Origin of the sequence: Spirosoma validum, assembly GCF_014699035.1 — a bacterium.
GTDB lineage: Bacteria > Bacteroidota > Bacteroidia > Cytophagales > Spirosomataceae > Spirosoma > Spirosoma validum.
Window position 1 is genome coordinate 477,349 of the sequence record NZ_JACXAA010000003.1, and the last position, 22,194, is coordinate 499,542.

Below are 22,194 nucleotides of genomic sequence, written 5' to 3' on the forward strand. Positions count from 1 at the left end.
AAGGGATGAAGGGAGAATAATAATTGAACACTTCGTCTGTTTCCTTCCTCCTTTTTCCCTTTCCTCCTTTCTGTCTCTACTTATGTTTTCACTCACTAACAAAACTGCCCTCGTCACTGGGGGCGCCAGCGGCATTGGGCTGGCCATTTCCAAAACGTTCGCACAGGCGGGCGCTTCCGTACATATTCTGGATCTTAACGGTGATCAGGCCGAGCAGGCTGCCAGCGACATTCGCCAGGCTGGGGGACAGGCCACAAGTCATGCCATCGACGTATCGAATCAGCAACAGACGGTAGAGGTCATCAATCAAATTGCTGCTTCAGGGCCGATTCATATTCTGGTCAACAACGCAGGTGTTTCGCACATTGGTAAGGCTGAAACCACTACCGAAGCTGATTTCGACCGGATCGTACGTATCAATATCAAAGGCGTCTACAACTGTCTGTTCGCCACTATTCCGCACTTGAAAGCGAATGGCGGAGGTGTCATTCTGAACATGGCGTCGATTGCTGCTACGTTGGGTCTTTCCGATCGTTTCGCTTATTCAATGAGTAAGGGCGCCGTACTAAGCATGACGCTTTCCGTTGCGAAAGATTATTTGAACGAAAATATCCGTTGCAATTGTATTTCACCTGCGCGCGTCCACACGCCGTTCGTAGACGGATTCCTGGCCAAAAACTATCCGGGTCAGGAAGCGGAAATGTTCGAGAAATTATCAAAATCACAACCCATTGGCCGTATGGCGAAACCCGAAGAAGTTGGCTCGCTGGCGCTGTATCTATGTTCTGATGAAGCCGGTTTCGTTACGGGCTGTGACTACGTACTGGATGGCGGATTTACGAGATTAAACTCCTAAAAAATCAATCTGTAAAAAGAACTAGCCAACACGTTGTCCAATGTGTTGGCTAGTTCTTTTTTAGCTCAGAAACGGGAAAATTAGTCAGAATCTGCACCAGATGGTCAAAGTCGGCGGGCTTTCAATTCTTGAACGGCAAAATCGGCCGCGCGGGCTGATAGGGCCATGTAAGTCAGCGATGGATTCACGCAGGCTGATGAGGTCATGGAAGCACCGTCGGTAACAAATACGTTTTTTACAGCGTGGATCTGGTTGTGACCGTTTAGTACCGACGTTTTTGGGTCGCGGCCCATGCGAGCGGTTCCCATTTCGTGGACAGCCATGCCAGGGGCCGAGCCTTGATCATAAGCCTTTACGTTGATTAGGCCGGCGGCTTCGAGCATTTCCTGCGCATCATTCTGCATATCGACCCGCATTTTTTTCTCGTTTTCCCTGAATTCCGAATCGAAAGCAACCGTAGGCATCCCCCATTTATCGAGTTTGGTTTTATCCAGATACAGGCGATTCCGATAGTCGGGCAGTTGTTCCCCAAAACCGATCAGGCCCATCGTCCACAAACCCGGTTTGGTCAGTTCTTCTTTTAAGGAAGTGCCGAAAGACAACTCAGCTACGTGCCGCTGCCAACCCTGCCGACCACCGCCCCCCTGATAACCGAAGCCACGCAGGTAATCGCGCTTATCGGCCCCGATGTTGCGGTAGCGGGGAATGTAAATACCGTTTGCTCGTCGCCCGAAATAATACCGGTCCTGTCCGCCTTTCCACTGGCCCGAAGCGCCCAGCCGAAAGTGATGATCCATCAAATTATGACCCAATTGCCCTGAATCGTTGCCCATACCGTTCGGAAAACGATCGGATACCGAGTTCATGAGCAGAGCCGTAGACGCCATCGCACTGGCGCAGACAAAAATGACCTTTGCAAAATAGTCTCGATTTTCCAGCGTCACAGAATCGACAACCCGCACGCCCGAAGCCCGCTGTTTCTGAGCATCATAAATTATCTCCGTTACGACCGAATCGGGACGTAGTGTTAGCCGACCCGTGCGCATGGCCGGTGGCAACGTAGTGGATTGCGTACTAAAATAGCCCCCGTACGGACAACCCCGGATGCACTGGTTGCGGTATTGGCAGGCGGTCCGGCCATTGTCCAGATGCACTTTTTGCGCTTCCGATAAATTAGCTGTTCGGCCAATGGTCATAATCCGGCCGGGAAACGCTTTTTCGATCCGTTTTCGCACTTCCTTTTCAACCAGATACATATCCATCGGCGGCAGAAATTCGCTGTCCGGAAGTTGGGGTAGCCCCAGTTTTTCGCCAGAAACACCAGCGATTTTTTCGACGTACAAATACCAGGGAGCAATGTCTTTGTAGCGAATCGGCCAGTCAACACCGATTCCTTCTCTGGCGTTCGCTTCGAAATCAATATCGCTGAATCGATAGGACTGCCGCCCCCACATAATGGATTTTCCGCCCACGATGCCCGGTCGTAGCCAGCGAAACGGTTTATCCTGCCGATAGGACGTATCCATGCCGGGCATCCAGTAGCTGGGAGCACTTTTGGGTAACGTCGATTCCTGCGGGGCCTGGGGATATTTGGGAGCCAGTTCACCCAGTCGGGCTATCGGTTGCGCTTCCCAGGGCGCTTTCATGGCCTCTTCGTAACCCGTTACGTGTTCCAGCGAGCGCCCCCGCTCCAGCATAAGCACACGCAATCCTTTTTCTGTCAGTTCCTTCGCGGCCCAGCCTCCGCTAACGCCCGACCCAATGACAATGGCATCATAGGTCATGTCTTTTATCGCATTGATATTGAGGTTCATAGCTCGATAGCTTCAGTTAAATCGCCCAGACTTTCTTACCAGCTTTGAACGGAACATCTCCCTGGAATCGACCCGGAATAGGCAGATAGTCTAGGGCTTTGGTCACGCCGGTTTCCGATGTAAAGTAGCCGACAATAGTCAGTTCGCGCAGACTCATAAAGAATGGTTTTTCCCGTTGGGTCAGTTGGCCGACAATCTCGTTACGTTGCTGGCTACTGAGTTCCGGGAAAGGCTTTCCAAATGCGTTCTGACTCAATACGTTGGTTTGTTGCAGCCCCTGCCGGAACAGGTCCTGCTGTTTTACATCGGAGCAGTTTCGGATAACGTATTCGATAAACTGGTCGGCACCAGCGGCTTTAGCGCCGGGCGTGTCGGTTGTGGGAATGATTACGTCGGCCAGATCGGCGATGAGCGCTTGCTGTTCGGCAGACAAATGGAAGGAAGTCTGGTTGCTGGTTTCGCCACGTAGTGCCGCCTGGACCGGCAATGACAGGGTTCCGCCCACCAGCATGGCCAGCCATTGCAAAGCCTCCCGACGGGCTATGAACGGACCGTTTGATGCCTGGATGAATTTCATAAAGAGTATATAGACAAGGTCAATGGAAGGAATAGGGAGCTTGTAAAACTGATAAATTGAGTCGGTTTAATCCTATAAGAACGGAACCCGCCAAACTTACTGACAAACAACGTACTGCTGATTCGAAAGGTATCGAACCGCCTTCCATTAACCCATCTACTTACTCATAAAAACCAGCTTCGACGGTAGCATTAATTGTATAGATGGGTGTTTCAACAAAACGGGAAGCCACGATAAGCTCTGTGCTATCCATGTGGGGCGTAAACATCTCCCGGATCAACTGCGGACAGTTATTGTCTTTCGATAAATGCGATAACAGAACGTGGCTCATAAACGAAGGCTTGTGCGTTTGCAGAAGCGTTAACGCCTGTCGATTGGAGAGGTGCCCTTTCCCACCCCGAATTCGCTGCTTCAGCATATAAGGATACCGCCCATTTTCTAATAAATCCTCGTCATAATTGGCCTCCAGAAAAGCCGCATGGCACTGCTTGAAGTGGCGGATAACATGATCACAGGCTACGCCAATATCCGTAAAGACACCTACGTTGGTGCCCTGACAACTGATTAGAAAACTATGCGGATCGCGGGCATCGTGTTCTTTGGGGAAAGCCGTGACGCAGAGATCCCCGATCCAGACGGGTTCATAGCCTTGCAGAAGGCGGATAGGAAACAGTTTATGCGGCAGTCGGGTGTTTTGCAGCGTTTGCGACGTAATGAATACGGGTAACTGATATTTTTTGGCTAACTGAGGAATCCCGATGATGTGGTCACTGTGTTCGTGGGAAACAAAAATGGCTTTTACATTCTGGAGCGATAAACCCAGCCGATTCATGCGCGTTTCGGTTTGGCGGCAGGAGAGACCCGCGTCGATTAAAACCGCTTCCTGCTCATTGCCAACGTAATAACAATTACCGTTGCTGCCAGAATTTAATGAAGTAATGTGAAGGGGCATAGCAACGTAAAGAAACGGCTTTTTGGTGAATTTTAGGCTATGGTTTGGCCAATGTTTTAAGCAAAGTTTTATTGCCGAATGATACGTTACAGGAAAGTATGTGAAAGAATTTCAACTGAAAATGCTAATCTTTCGGCACGGAATGCAAACAATCTTTATCCGTATCACTCGTAACCCGATCCCTTATTTCCTAACCTGCTTACTTCATGAAATCTGCACTTGTTTTGCTGGCAGTTCTTGCCCTGACCGGATACGTAACAGTCGCTCAGAACACACCACCCAAAGCCAATGATTCTACGACACCTTTGCACCTGCTGCAGCCCGATTATCCCGTGCCGTATGGTCAACCCAAAATAGAGGACGTAACGAAGGTGATCGGCCGCGTTTATGAGTACCTGGAAAGCACAACGCCCGCCCAGTTAGTTGACCGCCAGTCGAATCAGCCCATAACCGACTATGCCAAATTCAATCCTAACGCTATCATCAAACCGGGTGATTACCGGCTAACCAGCTATGAGTGGGGCGTTACGTATGCGGGTATGTTACTGGCCAGTGAAGCCACCGGCGATTCACGCTACGCTGACTATACGAACAAACGACTGGCTTTCCTCGCATCGGTGATTCCGTATTTCAGGGCGCAGGTTAGTGCTGATCCTCACGCGAACACACCCCTCCGCGCTATGCTGGCCCCACACGCCCTTGACGATGCCGGGGCAATGGCCGCGGCCATGATTAAAGCGAGCCGGTCGGGCGGTGTCAAAACGGATCTTCGTCCGCAGATCAATACGTATCTCGATTACATTACCAAGAAGGAATACCGCCTGTCGGATGGGACGCTGGCCCGCAACCGGCCGCAACCCAACACACTCTGGCTCGACGACCTGTTTATGAGCGTCCCGGCGCTGGCACAAATGGGCAAGCTGACTGGTGACGCTACGTATTTCGATGAGGCCGTAAAACAGGTGTTGCAGTTCTCCAAACGGATGTTCAATAAGGAAAAGGGATTGTATATGCACGGCTGGGTAGAAGGCATGAGCGTTCACCCCGAATTTCACTGGGCGCGGGCCAACGGCTGGGGGGTTATGACGGCGGTTGAATTGCTCGACGTACTGCCCGAAAATCACAAGGGCCGCGCGGCTGTGCTTGAGCAGTTGCGGGCGCACGTTCGTGGATTGGCCGCATGCCAGTCTGGTTCGGGTTTCTGGCATCAACTGCTCGATCGGAACGATTCGTATCTGGAAACCTCAGCGACGGCTATTTACGTCTATTCGATTGCCCGGGCCATTAATCGAGGTTGGATTGATCCAAAGGCCTACGCGCCCATGGCATTGCTTGGCTGGAACGCCGTTTCGACCAAAGTAACGGATAAAGGTCAGGTGGAAGGTACGTGCGTCGGTACCGGAATGGGGTTCGATCCGGCTTTTTATTATCACCGACCCATCAACGTTTATGCGGCTCATAGTTACGGTCCAGTATTATTGGCCGGGGCTGAAGTGATCAATCTACTGAAGAAAAAGACGTTTGAAATAAACGACAGCTCGCTTCAACTGACAGAAAAACGATGATACGTTATGCCTGCCCATCTGAACCCACGATGCCGTACGCCATGAGAAAAATAACCTTTAGCTGGATACTGATCTTTTGTGCCTGTTTTACTCTACAGGCACAAACATTACCTAAAAAGCAGGCCATTCTGGCTAAAATGATCCTGGCCAATGATTACTTCATGAATAAATGGCCAGACACGGGTAAGGAAATCGTCACCAATAAAACGCGCCCCAGCAACATCTGGACGCGGGCCGTGTATTACGAAGGCTTGATGGCATTATATGGTATCGACAAGCAGAAACGATACTATGACTACGCCGTGGACTGGGGGGAGAAGCACAAATGGGGTATGCGTAGCGGTATCAACACCCGGAACGCCGACGATCAGTGTTGCGGGCAGACATACATCGATTTGTACCAGATCGACCCCCGCCCAGAGCGTATCCATGACATCAAAGCGTCCATTGATAACATGGTGAGCAGCGACAAAGCGGATGACTGGAACTGGATTGACGCGCTACAAATGGCTATGCCTATCTATGCTCAACTGGGTGCTCTATACAAGAACCCGGCCTATTACGAGAAGATGTACCAGATTTACAACTACTCCAAGACGACTCATGGTGGCAAAGGGCTTTATAATCCGGATGATCATCTGTGGTGGCGTGATAAGGATTTTGTACCACCCTATAAAGAACCGAACGGCGAAGATTGCTACTGGTCGCGGGGGAACGGCTGGGTCGTGGCGGCACTGGTTCGTGTTCTCACTATCATGCCCAAAGATGCACCGCACCGGGATGAATACGAGAAAATGTACCTGGGCATGATGCAGGTTTTACCTAAACTGCAACGACCTGATGGTTACTGGAATGTGAGCCTGCACGACCCAACGAATTTCGGCGGCAAAGAATTAACCGGAACGGCTCTGTTCGCGTACAGCATGGCCTGGGGAATTAATCACGGGTTGCTCGACGCTAAAACGTACCGCCCTATTATTGCGAAAGCCTGGAACGCGATGGCAACCGAGTGTGTGCATCCCGATGGATTTCTGGGTTATGTGCAGGGGACGGGCAAGGAACCCAAAGACGGTCAGTCAGTTACCTACGACAGCAAGCCCGATTTTGAAGATTATGGCCTTGGTTGTTTTTTGCTGGCAGGTTCTGAGTTGTATAAACTGAAATGAACGTAACAGCTTATTGAAATACTTCACTTAAATTCAGCTCGATGCCAGTTGTGGGGTCAACCAGAAGTTCGTCGTGGAAAACGGAAATTTTTTGGTCGGGCGTGAGCAGGAAAATTGTTTGCAGCGCAGGTTGTACCAACCAGCCCGACCGGACACCCGCTCCAAAATAAACCTCGAATTTGGCAACCAGCTCTTCTACCGATTGCGTTGGTGATAGGATTTCAATAGCCGTAAGTGGAAGTTCCGTCATACGTATTTCGTCATGACGACTATCAAACGGAATCAGTGGATATATGCAAATGTCTGGCGTGTAATCTGAGCCAGTAATCTCAATTCGAATTTCGGGGAGAATCGTGAATTGACTGGCATAGCAGCTGAATAGAGTGCCACTAATGCGCATCTGGATAAAGGCGTGGTTTTTGCTGGGCATTGGTTTACGACGGTCGGCTTCGTAATCGGATAGGAGTGGGGCGACGAGCGTTTCCATAAGCAAGAGGTCTTTTAACAAAGATAAGAAAACCCGGCAGTATGCATGAGAAATAGGGAGAAACAAGCTACGCCAGCTAACTGGTTTGTTGACGGCATACTATTGAATACGTAACAGCTTTGACTACGAGAAACACGCTTTTTGAACTCATCACAGCAATCGTCGCCGGTACCCCGTTACTGCCTGCCGGGCCACTTCAACTGGAAAAAGCCGATGACAATTATTTCTCGTTGAGCAGGCTATTCGTTTAGGTTGACGTAGTAAAATCTGCTTTTATAGGACCTAAGAACGGGTAGGCGGTCTGGAATTTCTTCTTTCCCCGATAGCCATCATTCGTTTTATTTTTGTTTTGACCTACATGAGTGCCCCAAAAGCAGTTCATCACTACTTTCAAAAAAGAATACTGTTCGTACTAGCGCTGCTCGTCGGGCAAACTTTTTCCGTCTTCAGTCAGTCCCGTTCAACCATATGGTTCAAGCAGCCCGCCCGTAACTGGAACGAAGCGCTGCCGGTCGGCAATGGTCGGCTTGGGGTGATGGTCTTTGGGAAAGAATCGGAGGAATTGCTTCAACTCAATGAAGAAACGCTCTGGTCGGGTGGTCCGGTCAATCGAAATCCTAATCCGGGTGTGGCTAAATACTTACCCCAGGTACGCGAGGCCTTATTTCGGGAAGATTACGCACAGGCGGCTAAGCTGACGCAGAACATTCAGGGTTTGTATTCGGAAGCCTATCAGCCGCTGGGGGATCTGCTGTTAAAGCAAATGTTGTCTGGTACGTCGACAAATTATTACCGGGGTCTTGACATCAACAACGCTACGTCGACCACGCGCTTTACGGTCAATGGCGTTACGTTTACCCGTGAGATTTTCGTGTCAGCACCCGCTCAGGTGATCGTTATTCGCTTGACGGCCAGCAAGAAAGGCGCGCTGGCGTTTACTGCAGCCGTTCGCAGTCCGCATCCAGTTACCAAACAGCTGCTGGGTCGAGATGAGTTAGCCGTTCGGGGGAAAGCACCGGCTCATGCTGACCCAAATTACGTTGACTACAATCCGAAGCCAGTCATTTATAGTGACTCGACTGGTTGCCGGGGAATGCGATTCGACTGGCGGATAAAAGTGCGCTCAACGGATGGAACGGTCGCTGCCGATACGGCTGGCTTACGTATTCAGAACGCGACGGAGGCTGTGTTGCTAATAACGGCGGCTACGAGCTTCAACGGGTTTGATAAATGCCCCGACCGCGAAGGCCGCGATGAAAAACAATTGGCTGCTAACTACCTGAATGGTGCATTGACCAAATCATTCGATGTGCTACGTCGGGAACACATCACCGATTATCAGCGACTCGCCAGCCGCGTTCAGTTCAGAATTTCAGGTAGCCCAACGCCTAATTTGCCGATGGATGAGCGATTAAAGCGCTACGCCGAAGGAGCCGTTGATCCGGAACTGGAAAGTTTGTATTTTCAGTTTGGCCGCTATTTGCTGATATCCAGTTCGCGACCAAAACGGGAAGGCGAACTAGGCGTTCCGGCGAATTTGCAGGGTATCTGGAATCCGATGGTACGTCCGCCCTGGAGCAGCAACTATACGACCAACATCAATGCTCAGATGAATTACTGGCCAGCGGAGATGGTCAACCTCTCTGAACTGCACACGCCCCTGCTCGACTGGATCGGTTATATGGCCGCTACAGGTCGCGAAACCACCAAAAATTTTTACAACATGGGTGGCTGGACGGTTCATCACAACTCCGATATCTGGGGACTATCGAATCCCGTTGGCGATAAAGGCAAAGGAAGCCCTTCCTGGGCCAACTGGGCAATGGGTGGGGCCTGGCTGAGTCAGCATCTGTGGGACCATTATGCTTTCACCGGCGACCGGGCATACCTTCAGCGCTATGCGTATCCGCTGATGAAAGAGGCCGCTCAGTTCTGCCTCGACTGGTTAACGGAAGACAAACAGGGTCATCTGGTAACAGCACCGGCTACGTCACCCGAGAACATTTTCATTACCGAGAAAGGAGAAAAGGGTTCGGTTTCGGTCGCTACGACGATGGACATGGCCATTATCTGGGATTTGTTCAGCAATGTGATTCAGGCGTCGGAGCAGTTGGGCATTGATGCAGATTTCCGAAAAACCCTGCTCGACAGCAAGAAAAAGCTATTTCCATTACAAATTGGCAAGAAAGGAAACTTGCAGGAATGGTATAAAGACTGGAACGACGAAGACCCGCAACACCGGCACGTATCGCATCTGTATGCTCTGCATCCGGGTCGGGAAATTTCGCCCCTTACTACGCCGGCCTTTGCCGATGCTGCCCGCAAAACGCTCGAAATAAGAGGAGACGGTGGTACAGGGTGGAGTAAATCCTGGAAAATCAATTTCTGGGCGCGGCTACATGATGGCAATCATGCCTATAAATTACTACGTGAACTGCTGCGACTGACGGGCATGGAGGGAACGGATTATGCCAAAGGTGGCGGTACGTATCCGAACCTGCTTTGTGCGCATCCACCGTTCCAGATCGATGGTAATTTTGGCGGTACGTCGGGGATTGGCGAAATGCTGCTGCAAAGCCATGATGGACTGATTCACATTCTGCCCGCTATCCCGGATGCCTGGAAAGAGGGCGAGGTAAAAGGACTGAAAGCGCGTGGTGGCTTTGAGCTTGATTACAACTGGAAAAACGGTAAACTCGACAAGCTGACCGTCCGCTCGAAGCAAGGGGGAAACTGCCGGATTCGGGTTTACAATTCGCTGAAAGCCGCTGGCAACGTAGCATTAAAGACTGCTAACGGAGCAAATCCCAACCCGTTCTATAAAATGCCCGCTAATCAATACCAGACAACCTCGCCCGAAACGCCGGCAAACGGGACTTTCGTTTATGACCTGACCACCGCGCCCGGAAAAGAATATACTCTGACAGCCGTACGTTAACACAAAACCAATCACGAATCAAACCCCAAGCAAATGAAAATCCATAAACTTCTTTTTGTTGCCGCCCTGGCAATTTGCACCCTGACTGGACTAAACGCATCGGCTCAGAAGAGCGAACAAGCTGTAGCCGACGCCGTCGAAAAACTCCGCAAAGCCATGATTGACCCTACCGACGCTACGTTGCAGGCCATCGCGTCTGACAAGCTAAGTTATGGACACTCAAACGGAAAAATTGAAGATAAAGCTGAATTTATGCGGGCATTAGTGAGTGGCGAATCAGACTTCAAAACGATCGACCTTACCAAACAGACCATCACCATTGTTGACAATACAGCCATGGTTCGGCATGAGCTGTCAGCTGTAACTGCCAATAGTGGTACGCCCGGAACGGCGCATTTGTCTGTATTGCTGATTTGGGTCAATCAGAACGGCGGTTGGAAACTGCTGGCCCGACAGGCAGTTAAAATATAGTAATGATGCTTCAGGGTACAGGTCGTTACGTTACTTCAGTTATAGCGTCTATAAGGAACTTATAGTTACATTGTTCGCTCCTGGCTATTCACTGCTAACTGACCCCGATCTGTGCCCGAAGTCTTTCTCTATTTCATTTGGCAGTATCAATATGTTACGACAACAAGTCTGGTAACCACTGATGGTGAAAAAGTTCAGGTGTTGCACCCTGGGTTTCGGAATTACAACGCTGGTCCCGATTTTACTAATGCTCGTCTGCTCATTAATGAGGTAGAGTGGGTGGGTACTGTTGAAATGCACACGCATACATCGGATTGGCTAACGCACCGCCATCAGCATGACCGCGCTTACGACAACGTAATACTGCACGTAGTCTGGCAGGACGATCGCGCAACAACTGGTCGCCGGGTTGATCGAGCGAATGGGACGCCCTTACCGACGCTTGAGCTAAGGAAGTTGATAGACCCTGATTTGTTGGCTCGTTACGCTAATCTGAATGACTCACCACAGCAAATCCCCTGTGCGGATCAGTTTCGTCAGGTATCACCCCTGCGCGTAACGTCGATGCTCGATAAGGCGATGTTACAACGGTTGGAACGGAAGGCTACACATGTACAGCAGATCGCTGAGCAAACACAGGGCGATTGGGAGGAAACGGCTTATCGATTACTGGCCATGAACATGGGGTTCAAAATAAACGCTGAGCCAATGGCGCAACTTAGTCGGGCCGTACCGTTGAAAGCAATTCTGAAGCACCGCGACGTATTGGTACAGGTTGAAGCCATGTTGTTCGGAACATCAGGTTTGCTGGATAGTGACGAACTCCCACCGGGAGCCACTGACGATTACGTAACGACGCTTCAACGTGAATACCGGTTTCTGGCGGCAAAGTATGATCTAGCCGATAAGCAAGTGGCCGCTCATGCCTGGAAATGGGGACGATTACGGCCCGCTAATTTTCCCACATTACGGTTAGCCCAATTGGCTCGTTTGTTAACCCGCCATGCCAGTTTATTCTCGCTATTTGTGGGGACAACGGATGTAGAACAGCTACTTAAATCGCTACAGTTAACGCCCGGCGAGTACTGGCAATCGCACTATCGATTCGGGAAACGTACTGAAAAAGCGGTACCGGCATTGGGTCTAAACGCTGCTGAGAATATTGTCATCAATACGGTTGTCCCGTTACTAGCTGCCTATGCACACCATCGTGGGCAACCTGCCTATATTGATCGGGCTATTCGGTTACTGGAGCAACTGCCTGCCGAAAAAAACCGCCTGACCGAAAGCTGGGATACTCTCGGACTCGGTATCCAGACAGCCTTCGATTCGCAGGCGGCTATTGAACTCTATAATGAATTCTGCTCCCAGAAAAAATGTCTGAGTTGCCAGATCGGAGCAGCGTTGATTAAAAAGTGAAAAATGAAGAGTGTAGAGTGAAGAATATCTTGCGTCAGCTTATTCCTCACTCTACACTCTTCATTTTTCACTCCTTTAGCTTACAATCACATCCTGCTTGGTCGAATCCCACGTAACGCGTTTGCCGGTGTGCAGAGCCGTTGTGGCCATGATGTTAGCAACGGAGTGGTTGAAACCGACGCGGGCAGGTGCATTCGGCTCTTTACGGCTGCGGACGCATTCCATCCAGTTTTTCATGTGCAACGACGTCATCGGATCGCCACCGGTGTTGGCCGAAGTCTCCATCTTGGCTGCTTCTCCCAGCGACATCGTTGGTAGCATATTGGCTTTCATGCCCATATCTTTGGCGAATTTCTCTTCTAAGCCACCCTCTGGCGAGATCTTGTTGGTGTCGAGGTTGATCATACCACCGTTCGAGTAATAGTATTCTTTGACACCACCCGCTTCGTTGTTCATCCGAGACGAATACAACACCTGGAAGCCTTTGGTTTTGTCATTATCCGGGCCGTAATCGAATACCGCCGTGAACGTATCGGCATTGGTACGTCCGTCTTTCCAGGAATAAATACCACCATTAGCAACCACCGAACGAGGATGATCCAGGCCGCTGAACCAGTGAACCGTATCGATCTGGTGCGACATCCACTGACCTGGAATACCTGACGAGTAGGGATAAAACAGCCGGAACTCCAGGTATTTGCGTGGGTCCCATTCCACTTTCGGGCGATTCAGCAGAAAGCGATTCCAGTCGGTATCTTCCTTTTTGATTTCGGAAACGAGTTTGGCACGGCGCCAGCGACCCGGCTGGTTCACGTTCCAGGTCATTTCGACCATAGTAATGTCACCGAATTTGCCGGATTTGATAAAATTGTTGGCCTGATGATAATTGGGAGCACTTCGTCGCTGCGAACCGATCTGCACGATTTTCTTTGAGCTTTCAACCGCTTTCAGCGCTTTGCGGGCATCGTCCAGGGCTTCAGCAAACGGTTTTTCGACATACGCATCCCGACCCGATTCGACGGCGGCTACGCAATGCAGTGCGTGCTGAAAATCGGCGGTGCTGATGATAACGGCGTCTACATCCTTGCGGTCGAGAAGTTCATCGTTATTACGCGCTTTGAAAAACGAGCCGTCGATCATGTTTTTCCCTTTCAAAAACTGCTCCGCTTCGTCACGACGACGGTTCCAGATATCGGATACGCCCACGAAAGCGAAGTTATGATCTTTCATGTGTTCGCCGAAGGCGGGCGCTAGTGACTGACGGAAACGATCCGAGAAGCCAATGATCCCAACGCGAACCCGGTCGTTGGAGCCCAGGATGCGGGCATAACTGCCTGCCGTAAAACTCATGCCAAGTCCGGCAAGGGCAGATTTCTTTATAAACTCACGACGATTTTCCATGTATTACAAGGCTTAAAGAGAATAATTGACAATAGACAAAGATACGTACTGGCAAAGTCTAATGCCTGATAGCCAGCTTCTTTTATGGTGTTTTGATTTTAATATTTCGATACGAAACCTGATCGCCATGATCCTGAAGTAAGATATGACCCTTTGGTGCTTCCCCAAAACGACCATTCGCGTTGTATTCAGGGGCTTTGTACTTGCTCATGGCTACTAACTCCCGGAATTTCTCGCTTCCCCGTTCGTAGTCCACTACTTTCGTGCCGTTCAGCCAGTGTTCAACGTGTTTGCCTTTCGAGACCACACGACCCGTGTTCCACTCACCAATCGGATTTGCTTTTTTGCTAGTGGCCGGAATCAGATCGTACAGCGAGCCTACAGTTCGGTTGCCGTTACGTCCCAGTTTAGCGTCTGGGTGCTTATCGTCGTCTAAAACCTGAAATTCCAGACCAAAAGCCGATCCTTTGGGCTTTGGCGTATGTTCAACGACAAAATATTTAAGGCCGCTATTTGCCCCTTCGGTCAGCTTGAAATCAAACATCAGATCGAAATCACTGTACTCGTCGTCGGTCACTATGTCGCCGAAGCTTTGCGATTCCGACCCGTCGGATTTCTGGATGGTCAGCAAACCGTTTGCTACGTTCCAGCCTTTCGCGGGAAATTTATCGGAATAGGCGCCCCGCCAGCCCTTCGTCGTTTTACCATCGAAGAGCATCTTCCAGCCTTCTTGCTGTTCCTGAGTCGTAAGTGTGTTAGGCGTTTGCGGTTTCTCGAAAGCCAGCAAACCGAGTAATAAGCCTGATAAAAGCAGTTGTTTCACAGAGGAATATTTAAGGTTTTGGTAATAAAGTCTTTGTTAATCTGCGCGCACTGAACGGGTGTTTTATCTTTTTCCGGTACACCATCCAGCTCAACGATTCCCCAGCCACTAAACTTAATGTCGTCTAGTGCCTTGATAACCGCCGGAATATTGACGTTACCCCGGCCCAGTTCAACGAATTTGTACGCTTTGGGATCATTGGGCTTCTCGGGTAGGGGAGACATCGTGTCTTTCAGATGAAGCGCGTACAGCAGGTCTTTATACTGTTTCACCGCCTTCTCCGGCTGACCGCCACCTTGTTTGTAGTGCGCAATGTCGAGCTCCAGTTTCATGTACTTAGGATTCATCGCCTGTAAAATCACATCGACCTCTTCGGGCGTTTCGCCGAGCTGGTTCATGTGATTGTGGTAAGTAGCCTGAATACCCAGATCGGCCGTTTGCTTGCCGATCTCGTTCATGACGGTTGCCAGGCGCTTCAATTCTTCTGTGGTTGGCAGCCGGTCTTTCGGACGGGCTGAGTTCGTTAATTGAATAGCTGAACCGCCGAGCGCTTTCACAAAACTGGCGTGCGCTACGTGCATGTCGATGGTACTCTGCTCCTTGGCCGGATCAATCTCGACGTTTCCACTCGAAAACATCACCAGTTGTAGTTTGTGCTGATCCAGCAGCGCTTTCAGTTCAGAGGGTTTCGCGCGATAAGGTCCGAACGTATTGGCCCGGAGCTGGATAGCCCGGTAACCTAAAGCTGCCAGATCGGCAATGGCCTGCGCATCGTTGCCACCCCACGTAATGGATGAGTAGGCGATTTTAAGACCTGATTTTCTCGGTGAACTGGCCAATAGCTGGCTGGTTCCGGAAGTTAGCGCCAGGGCCGATAAGCCCGCCGTGGTGAGAAACTGTCTTCGGTTTACAGTCTCCTGCATAGTTGTAAAAAGAAGGTATAATCAGTATAGAACACTGATAATGACATGAACGAACAGTCTGGATAAGAGAAAATCAATACGTTTCTACTTATAAAATGTTACACCGGGTTAAAACCCGGCGCAACGTATCACATTTATCAATTGCGCCGGGTTTTAACCCGGTGTTATATACTCTAAAGAAGTCTGCTTTTTTATATATTTGTTAGTCTCCATAATCTGCCGGAATCATTAATGACGTACGAAGCCTGGGCCCCACTATTTCTGGGTATGGTTTTAGCCATGTTACTGGCCAATTCGGTGCAGTGGTTTATGTACCGGGAGCGTATCTATGGCATCTATTCCGTCTACACAGTTACCTGGGCCATCTACTTCATAAGCAGTTACTTCGATCAGCCGAAGAACATTGCCAATTTCGAAAAGCTCATTCTTTCCTACTCAGGCTATATTCTGTATCTGGAACTGGCTAAAATTTTCCTGAATTTGCGGGAGCGTCCGAAATTTCTGCGATGGGTAACCGTCGTTCAGGGACTACTGGTCACATATATTGTGATAAAAACCTACGTCTATCTCTTTACGGATTTCTGGCAAAGTAAATGGCATGCTTTGCTGTTGCATCCTGTACGATTTTCGTTGCTGGCAGTCGGCGTGTACATCGTGTATGCGTTTTTCCGTTCGAAAGACGCAGTAGCTCGCTTTTTCGTCGCTGGAACGGCATCGTTGTTGATTAACCACGCCATCACGACGATTCTGCTGATATATTCTACCGATTTTGATGTAAAGCTGCCACTCTGGCAACATCCGGATCTGTTTATTCAGACGGGCGTGGTACTGGACTTAATCTTTTTTGCCTTGGGTATTTCGTACCGGCACCGACGCGAAGCCGTCAATAAAGCAGTTATTGAGAAAGACCTGGAACGCGAACGCGAGCAGCGCCGTCGCGAATACCTGGAAGCTGATTTGGCTTTACAAAAGATGCAGCAGGAAAAGACCGAGATGCAGATGCGGGCGTTGCAGAGCCAGATTAACCCACACTTTCTGTTCAACGGGCTTAATACGTTATCGTCCCTGATTGACGAAAGCCCCCGGCAGGCTGGTGAATTTGTCGATGAACTCTCGAATGTGTACCGGTATTTGCTACGTAGCAACGAAAGCGAACTGACGACGCTGAACGTTGAACTGCGGTTCATTCAATCGTATTTTCACCTGCTTAAAACCCGTTTCGGACGTAGTATCTCGATGGATATTGCTGTTGATGAATCGTATCAGGAAGCTTTACTACCCCCGCTAACATTGCAGCTGTTGGTTGAAAATGCCGTTAAGCATAACGTCGTGCTGAAGAATCAACCCCTAACGATCTGCATCCGGACCGATCAACAGAAACAGTTGATCGTCGAGAATACGCTGCAACGTAAAAAAATACGCGTCGAATCGAACGGCGTAGGCTTGTCGAATATCGCCATCAAATACCGTTTGCTGAACCAACCGTCACCGCTCATTGAAGAAGAGGAAGGCTGGTTTCGTGTTACGTTACCGCTGCTAATGCCAGTGCTTAATCCGGCTAAGTAATCAAGTAGTTGGATAGACTTACCAATCTGTACTTTTACGCTACTCTTTAGCTTACTTTTTCTGATTCCTGACACAATTTGTCTGGCGAGTCGTCAGCCTGAATGGACTGAAAGTCACCTTGTGTTATTTCTTTCTCTATGTTTTTGTATACCTATATGATGAAAAATCTCTCGATGCGTTTGCTGAATCAGTACCTGTTATTCTTTTTTATTGGCTGGTTGTCAGCCAGTCCCATCGTGCTCGCTCAATCAACGGTCCAGTCGATTATTACAGTTGCTGGCGGCACCGGAAATGGCTCAGACCCCAATCAGTTGTATAGACCGGCTGCTGTTATTGTCGATGGATCAGGTTATATCTACGTATCAGATGAATATAACCACCGAATCCAGAAATTTCCCCCTAACTCTACCTCAGGTACGGCTGGCATTACCGTGGCGGGGACTGGTTCATCTGGTTCGACGGCCAATCAGCTAAGCACACCTGTTGACATAGCTATGGATGAATCAAATAATCTCTTTGTGGCAGATTTTAGCAACCGACGTATCCAGAAGTTTCCTGCTAACTCGACCCAAGGTACCTCGGCTATCACTGTGGCAGGGGGAGACTATGCAAGCCTGTTTCCGAACCATGAGTTGGCCCCATCTTGTATAGTTGTGGAAAAGTCAGGCAATCTGTTTCTGTCGGATGTATTTAAAGCTCGCGTCCTGAGAGTATCTCCTAACCTGAATCCGTCCCAATCTGTTAACGTCGCAGTGGGAGGTAATGGACCTGGGGTAAACGGCAGTGGCTCGACAGACAATCTGCTAAATGGCCCAAACGGCATGTGTGTGGACGGAGCTGGCAATCTTTACATAGCTGATCTGTTCAACAACCGCATTATTAAGTTTCCTGCTAACTCGACCCAAGGCACCTCGGGTACCGTAGTAGCCGGTGGTAACGGGCGGGGCGCAGCGGCCAATCAATTGGATAATCCATATGACGTTTTTGTGGATGATCCAGGCAATATTTATGTAGCAGATTGGCTGAATCACCGTATCCAGAAGTTTCCGCCCAATTCGACGTCGGCCACTGCAGGGATTACTATCGTGGGAACTGGTTCACGAGGTTCAGCACCTAACCAATTAGATAGTCCAAGGGGCGTGTTTGTGGATGGTAAGGGAAGTATCTACGTGGCTGATTATGGTAATCACCGCATTCAGAAATACAATCCACCGGTAATTATCAGCCAGCCAGCGGCCAATTCTAGTGTCTGCGCAGGTACTACCGTCACGGCGCAAGTAAGCGCAAGTGCCAACGGGCTACTCACTTATCAATGGTATAAAGACAACCTAAGCACGCCCGTTATCGGCCAAACGAGCGCTATCCTGAGCTTAACAAATGTAGAGCCTTCAGCGGCTGGTAGCTACTCGGTGGTGGTTAGCGCGGGTGAGCTTATTATTACTTCGACCGGTTTTGCACTTACTGTACTAGCAAAACCCTCAGCTGGTTTAGTGACCAGCGGCACCTTGAGCCCTGCTATGCCTAGCGTGACACTGACAGCCTCGGGGGGAAGCACCTATCAGTTCAGCGTTGGGGCAATCCAGGTTCACAACGGACCTACCGCTACGGTCAACTCACCAGGTACATACTCCGTACTTGTTACCGGGACGAATGGCTGCTCAAACGTAGCGTCAGTCACTGTAACAGCAATTCCATCCCCTGACTTAATTCCCTTACTCTACGCCCGCCCTACAGGTTTATATGGCCAATCACCTGTTACACTGGTAGTGGATGTGTTGGAACTCAACGGGGTGGCTAGCAGTGGTTTGATAACCCTAAAAATCACTCAGGACAGCAAATTATCTCTAATCATGTCCCCTGGTGAGACGATAATTAACAACCGCTCGGTCAATAACAATGTTTGGCAATTAAGCGGTCCTACCAACGGCTACTACGTCTTAACAACCAGCCAGCCTATTCCAGCGGGGGATAAACTAAGTGTAGGCTTAACGGGCACGTTCATACCCGGGAGCAGTTCGGGGGGGCTAACCGTGAGCGGAACACTAATGGGAGGCAGTGGTGGAGAAATGCGGGTCACCAACAATATTGATGCCGATAAGCTTGACTATTTTCAGCAATAGAAGGGTTAACAGCAATAGGTCATCGCATAATCTTTGGATTGCCTTTTCATATCGTTCCTATAATTTTGATGGTGGCGGATTCTCAAACCCGCCACCATTAATTGAAGACAAATATTATTGAATAATCACTGAATAGTCGACGTTTAGATCGTCCGTTCCGGGCGTTGCGGTGCCGTTTTTGGCGCCCGGTTGGTGACGTAGGCGGACATTCAGTTTTCCCGTAGCGATGGGTCCCGCTTTCAGCGAAAAGGTTAAACCAATCGGATAAGGGCCTGGCGCTGGGTTGGTATCTTTATCGGTAAGCGTTACAGTCAGCAGACTGGTTGCTGAAGGCGTATAAATAAACAAATGTTCGTTGGCCTTCTCACGAATTTCAGCGGTTGCGTCCAGGGTAGGCGTTTGCGTTTTATCATACAGCTGAACCACGCCTGAATACGTTGCATTTGCTTTTAAGTTCAACGTAGCTTTTGTAAAATCAGGTGCTGTTGCGTTTAGGTTCTCGATGGTCGCTGTCACTACGTCCTGAGCATTTGTTGCGTTGGTAAGCGATAGAATGGCGGTTGTGATGGCTTCATTGTCGTCGGTTGGCGCGACGTTCTGTTCATCATTCTTACAGGCACCGGTCAGGAGCGAAACGGCCAGAATAATCCACAGGGCTTTACTTATAGATTGCATAACGCAGGTTGTTAAGAGGTGAAAAATTAACTACGGGTAAGAACAGAGAAGGGTACGCGTACTTTCAGACTGATGTTACGTCCCGGTTCATCGGCGAAATAGCGGAAGCGGTTTAGGTAATCGCGGTATGCTACGTTGGCTAGATTAGTGCCACTCAGAATCACGCTCATCGATTGACTTCCTAACGGGGCTGTAAAGCCAAATTCGGCACCCAACAGAAAATAAGCGGATGGGGGCGAAGCAAAATCGCCCGTAAATATGACGTTTCCGTTTTCCTGTCGACTCGTTACAGCGGGTGCCCGATTTTGGCGCGCTACGTATAAACCACTCACCGAAACGTAGAGGTTTGATAACCCACCCCACCGAGACCAGTCGTAACGAAGGGTATTGTCTGAGCGATTAGGCGGAATGAAAACCAGATAATCATGGTCGGTCTGGTTGTAAGCAAATAACAGTGAGTTCTTGGTTGTCAGGGTCAGCTGGTCGGTCAGCTTATACGTAATCGTTGCATCGATACCCCGGAACGTCGCCTGTACCTGCGCGTAACTGTAGGAGGGAAACGCGCCCCGCTGACGGATAATGGGTACTGAATCAGGCTTGAGGTAAATATAATTGTGAATGAGGTTGTTATACACGCCGATTTCGCCACTTAGGCGCTTACCTGTGTAGGCTAGTACAAGATTCCCGTTATAAGCCTGTTCGGGCTGGAGATTTGGATTACCCGTTTCGTAAGCAACGGCGCTTTGGTGTAAACCGTTAGAGTACAAATCCGCTACGTTCGGTGCGCGCCAGGCCGTACTGAGGTTAGCCGTTAGGGTTAGGTTAGAGTGGAATTGATAAGCTGCTCCCAGCGAACCGTTGGCATTGGTCCAGTCGTGGGTTGTGTAGTACGTCTGTTTAGTAGCTTCGTTCAGGAAATACGCCCGCAGCCACCGGTAATCGTAACGCAGACCCCCTTCTACCGTCCAGCGACCAGCCGCATACCGTTCAATGGCGAACAAACCCGCTCCGTAGTTGCGGAAGTTAGGAATCAGAAACAGGTATTGCCGCACATTTCCCTGCGTGATGCCATTGAAGCCTGCACTGCCCGACCAGACACCACCCCCGCCGTTTTTAATCGAGCTATGTTCCCAAACCAAATCGGCGGTATGGGTAACCAGCTTGAGGTATAACTCCGGGTTAAGCGAACCGCTGAACGATACGTAGTCATACTCCCGGCGGGTATTCTGCTGACGGGCAAACGTAGCCGTCAGCGTACCGCCCTGATTCGTGCGCAGGTAAGCGCGTACCTTGAGTAAATCGTGTTGAACGTCCTGATAAGGCCGATCGAGTGTGTACGAAAAACCGGGTTTTGACAGGGGTTCTGATCGACTGATGGCGGCATACAAATCGGCTAAGCTACCGACCTGAGCACCCGTGAACAGCCCGATTTTCGTGTCGAACTGACTATAAAACACTTCGGCTCCCCAGGGCCCATGATCGTAGTGGATGTCTCCCGAAAAGTTATTCTCGTGGTAACTTGTGTTTTCCAGGAAATAATTGGGCGTTCGGACATAACCCGACCGCTTAACGGTACCTTGTAAGCGCCAGCTTAGGCCCGGTAGCTTTTTGCCGAACGCGCCTTCCAGCATACCCGACGCAACGCCCATTCGCCCATTCGTAGCGCCCACTACGTTCACTTCGCCGTTGATTCCCGGCTGTTCCGGCATGGCTTTGGGCTCTACCAGGATAACACCCCCGATCGCATCTGAACCGTAGCGAATGCTGGCCGCTCCTTTGATTACGGTGAGCCGCGATGCCAGAAACTGATCGACCTGGGGGGCGTGTTCTGTACCCCATTGCTGATCTTCCTGCCGGATACCGTTGTTGAGAATGATGATGCGGTTGCTGTATAAGCCGTGAATAACGGGCTTCGAAATACTGGGTCCGGATTGAATAGAGTACAGGCCTGTCAACGATTTCAGGCTTTCGCCCAGCGACTGTCCGCGCGTTTGGTCGAGTGCTGCTCCCGATAAACTGGTTTGGGTTTGAAGCAGTTGCTGCGCTTCCGAACGATGCTCTGTGACAACGACTTCGTTTAACGTAACGTTTTCGGCCAATAGCGTCGCCGATGCTATCATCGTATCCGATAAGGGAACATGGATCGTGCGGGCAACCGTCTTGTATCCGATAAATTGATAATCAAGCGTATAGATGCCGGGGCATAAGCCGGTAATCTGAAAACGACCATTCGCATCCGCAACAGCTCCTTTGGCCAGTTCCCGGATATAAACGGTTGCGCCGGGCAATGGAAGTTTCTCCGTACGTTGTCGGCTGTCCTGACCCTGAATAAATCCTACCAACGAATCAGTACAAACCGCTATGTTTTGGCTCCATGCTGTACTACTAATAAACAGCATTAGCCATAGTCTGACGTATTGTCTAAACCTCTTCAGTTTGCC

17 protein-coding genes are annotated in these 22,194 nt (G+C 50.0%); 8 read left to right on the top strand and 9 right to left on the bottom strand.

Translation table 11 applies throughout. The annotated features are described in order from the left end of the window. Positions 1–82: 82 nt before the first annotated feature. Positions 83–856 carry an SDR family NAD(P)-dependent oxidoreductase gene (locus tag IC230_RS10770; RefSeq protein WP_191038990.1) on the top strand — a complete coding sequence of 258 codons (774 nt, stop codon included), beginning with the start codon at positions 83–85 and terminating at the stop codon, positions 854–856. 104 nt (positions 857–960) lie between these two features. On the opposite strand, the gene IC230_RS10775 is transcribed toward IC230_RS10770, so the two are convergent. From IC230_RS10775 to IC230_RS10785, 3 genes are all read right to left on the bottom strand, one after another. Beyond that, positions 961–2,670 (bottom strand): GMC oxidoreductase, encoded by a 1,710-nt coding sequence (locus IC230_RS10775; RefSeq protein ID WP_191038991.1) that lies wholly within the window; start codon positions 2,668–2,670, stop codon positions 961–963. Between the two features lie 16 nt (positions 2,671–2,686). Beyond that, positions 2,687–3,247 (bottom strand): gluconate 2-dehydrogenase subunit 3 family protein, encoded by a 561-nt coding sequence (locus tag IC230_RS10780; protein ID WP_191038992.1) that lies wholly within the window; start codon positions 3,245–3,247, stop codon positions 2,687–2,689. 160 nt (positions 3,248–3,407) lie between these two features. Next, positions 3,408–4,199 (bottom strand): MBL fold metallo-hydrolase, encoded by a 792-nt coding sequence (locus IC230_RS10785; RefSeq protein WP_191038993.1) that lies wholly within the window; start codon positions 4,197–4,199, stop codon positions 3,408–3,410. Between the two features lie 206 nt (positions 4,200–4,405). Here IC230_RS10785 and IC230_RS10790 point away from each other — a divergent pair, with 206 nt between their 5' ends. Together IC230_RS10790 and IC230_RS10795 are read left to right on the top strand one after the other, a co-directional pair. Continuing rightward, on the top strand, positions 4,406–5,764 hold the full coding sequence (locus IC230_RS10790; protein WP_191038994.1) for a glycoside hydrolase family 88/105 protein: 1,359 nt from the start codon (positions 4,406–4,408) through the stop codon (positions 5,762–5,764). A 41-nt stretch (positions 5,765–5,805) separates the two neighbouring features. Further along, positions 5,806–6,930: a glycoside hydrolase family 88/105 protein gene (locus tag IC230_RS10795; protein WP_191038995.1), complete on the top strand. Its 1,125-nt coding sequence runs from the start codon at positions 5,806–5,808 to the stop codon at positions 6,928–6,930. Between the two features lie 10 nt (positions 6,931–6,940). Here IC230_RS10795 and IC230_RS10800 read toward each other — a convergent pair whose 3' ends face one another. Then, complete coding sequence (locus tag IC230_RS10800) at positions 6,941–7,417, bottom strand: Uma2 family endonuclease (RefSeq protein ID WP_191038996.1); 477 nt, start codon at positions 7,415–7,417, stop codon at positions 6,941–6,943. A 358-nt stretch (positions 7,418–7,775) separates the two neighbouring features. Between IC230_RS10800 and IC230_RS10805 the strand changes: the two genes are divergently transcribed. From IC230_RS10805 to IC230_RS10815, 3 genes are all read left to right on the top strand, one after another. Continuing rightward, positions 7,776–10,355: a glycoside hydrolase family 95 protein gene (locus IC230_RS10805; RefSeq protein ID WP_191038997.1), complete on the top strand. Its 2,580-nt coding sequence runs from the start codon at positions 7,776–7,778 to the stop codon at positions 10,353–10,355. A 33-nt stretch (positions 10,356–10,388) separates the two neighbouring features. Further along, entirely contained in the window at positions 10,389–10,826 is a 438-nt protein-coding gene (locus IC230_RS10810) for a nuclear transport factor 2 family protein (protein ID WP_191038998.1), read from the top strand. Between the two features lie 111 nt (positions 10,827–10,937). Continuing rightward, positions 10,938–12,245: a DUF2851 family protein gene (locus tag IC230_RS10815; RefSeq protein WP_191038999.1), complete on the top strand. Its 1,308-nt coding sequence runs from the start codon at positions 10,938–10,940 to the stop codon at positions 12,243–12,245. Between the two features lie 75 nt (positions 12,246–12,320). Here IC230_RS10815 and IC230_RS10820 read toward each other — a convergent pair whose 3' ends face one another. The 3 genes from IC230_RS10820 to IC230_RS10830 form a co-directional block, all read right to left on the bottom strand. Continuing rightward, the gene (locus IC230_RS10820) at positions 12,321–13,646 is read right to left on the bottom strand and encodes a Gfo/Idh/MocA family protein (RefSeq protein ID WP_191039000.1); all 1,326 of its coding nucleotides are present in this window, start codon (positions 13,644–13,646) and stop codon (positions 12,321–12,323) included. Positions 13,647–13,728: 82 nt separating this feature from the next. Then, entirely contained in the window at positions 13,729–14,469 is a 741-nt protein-coding gene (locus IC230_RS10825; protein ID WP_191039001.1) for a 3-keto-disaccharide hydrolase, read from the bottom strand. Next, positions 14,466–15,392 (bottom strand): sugar phosphate isomerase/epimerase family protein, encoded by a 927-nt coding sequence (locus IC230_RS10830; RefSeq protein WP_191039002.1) that lies wholly within the window; start codon positions 15,390–15,392, stop codon positions 14,466–14,468. Before IC230_RS10830 ends, IC230_RS10825 begins: the two co-directional genes overlap by 4 nt. Before the next feature lie 231 nt (positions 15,393–15,623). Here IC230_RS10830 and IC230_RS10835 point away from each other — a divergent pair, with 231 nt between their 5' ends. Further along, entirely contained in the window at positions 15,624–16,958 is a 1,335-nt protein-coding gene (locus tag IC230_RS10835) for a sensor histidine kinase (RefSeq protein ID WP_191039003.1), read from the top strand. A gap of 155 nt (positions 16,959–17,113) precedes the next feature. Beyond that, positions 17,114–19,078, top strand: coding sequence for an immunoglobulin domain-containing protein (locus IC230_RS10840; protein ID WP_191039004.1), 1,965 nt, complete (start codon positions 17,114–17,116; stop codon positions 19,076–19,078). A gap of 114 nt (positions 19,079–19,192) precedes the next feature. On the opposite strand, the gene IC230_RS10845 is transcribed toward IC230_RS10840, so the two are convergent. After that, entirely contained in the window at positions 19,193–19,753 is a 561-nt protein-coding gene (locus IC230_RS10845) for a hypothetical protein (protein ID WP_191039005.1), read from the bottom strand. 26 nt (positions 19,754–19,779) lie between these two features. Next, a complete protein-coding gene (locus tag IC230_RS10850) occupies positions 19,780–22,152 on the bottom strand; it encodes a TonB-dependent receptor (protein ID WP_191039006.1) in 2,373 nt (790 codons plus the stop codon). Positions 22,153–22,194 lie beyond the last annotated feature (42 nt).

What these genes read in the sequence shown, in the direction of transcription:
- IC230_RS10800 (WP_191038996.1), bottom strand. Translation starts at nt 7,417, where the DNA reads ATGGAAACGCTCGTCGCCCCACTCCTATCCGATTACGAAGCCGACCGT.
- IC230_RS10850 (WP_191039006.1), bottom strand. Translation starts at nt 22,152, where the DNA reads ATGCTGTTTATTAGTAGTACAGCATGGAGCCAAAACATAGCGGTTTGT.
- IC230_RS10795 (WP_191038995.1), top strand. Translation starts at nt 5,806, where the DNA reads ATGAGAAAAATAACCTTTAGCTGGATACTGATCTTTTGTGCCTGTTTT.
- IC230_RS10770 (WP_191038990.1), top strand. Translation starts at nt 83, where the DNA reads ATGTTTTCACTCACTAACAAAACTGCCCTCGTCACTGGGGGCGCCAGC.
- IC230_RS10840 (WP_191039004.1), top strand. Translation starts at nt 17,114, where the DNA reads ATGATGAAAAATCTCTCGATGCGTTTGCTGAATCAGTACCTGTTATTC.
- IC230_RS10805 (WP_191038997.1), top strand. Translation starts at nt 7,776, where the DNA reads ATGAGTGCCCCAAAAGCAGTTCATCACTACTTTCAAAAAAGAATACTG.
- IC230_RS10845 (WP_191039005.1), bottom strand. Translation starts at nt 19,753, where the DNA reads ATGCAATCTATAAGTAAAGCCCTGTGGATTATTCTGGCCGTTTCGCTC.
- IC230_RS10785 (WP_191038993.1), bottom strand. Translation starts at nt 4,199, where the DNA reads ATGCCCCTTCACATTACTTCATTAAATTCTGGCAGCAACGGTAATTGT.
- IC230_RS10810 (WP_191038998.1), top strand. Translation starts at nt 10,389, where the DNA reads ATGAAAATCCATAAACTTCTTTTTGTTGCCGCCCTGGCAATTTGCACC.
- IC230_RS10835 (WP_191039003.1), top strand. Translation starts at nt 15,624, where the DNA reads ATGACGTACGAAGCCTGGGCCCCACTATTTCTGGGTATGGTTTTAGCC.
- IC230_RS10790 (WP_191038994.1), top strand. Translation starts at nt 4,406, where the DNA reads ATGAAATCTGCACTTGTTTTGCTGGCAGTTCTTGCCCTGACCGGATAC.
- IC230_RS10830 (WP_191039002.1), bottom strand. Translation starts at nt 15,392, where the DNA reads ATGCAGGAGACTGTAAACCGAAGACAGTTTCTCACCACGGCGGGCTTA.
- IC230_RS10820 (WP_191039000.1), bottom strand. Translation starts at nt 13,646, where the DNA reads ATGGAAAATCGTCGTGAGTTTATAAAGAAATCTGCCCTTGCCGGACTT.
- IC230_RS10775 (WP_191038991.1), bottom strand. Translation starts at nt 2,670, where the DNA reads ATGAACCTCAATATCAATGCGATAAAAGACATGACCTATGATGCCATT.
- IC230_RS10780 (WP_191038992.1), bottom strand. Translation starts at nt 3,247, where the DNA reads ATGAAATTCATCCAGGCATCAAACGGTCCGTTCATAGCCCGTCGGGAG.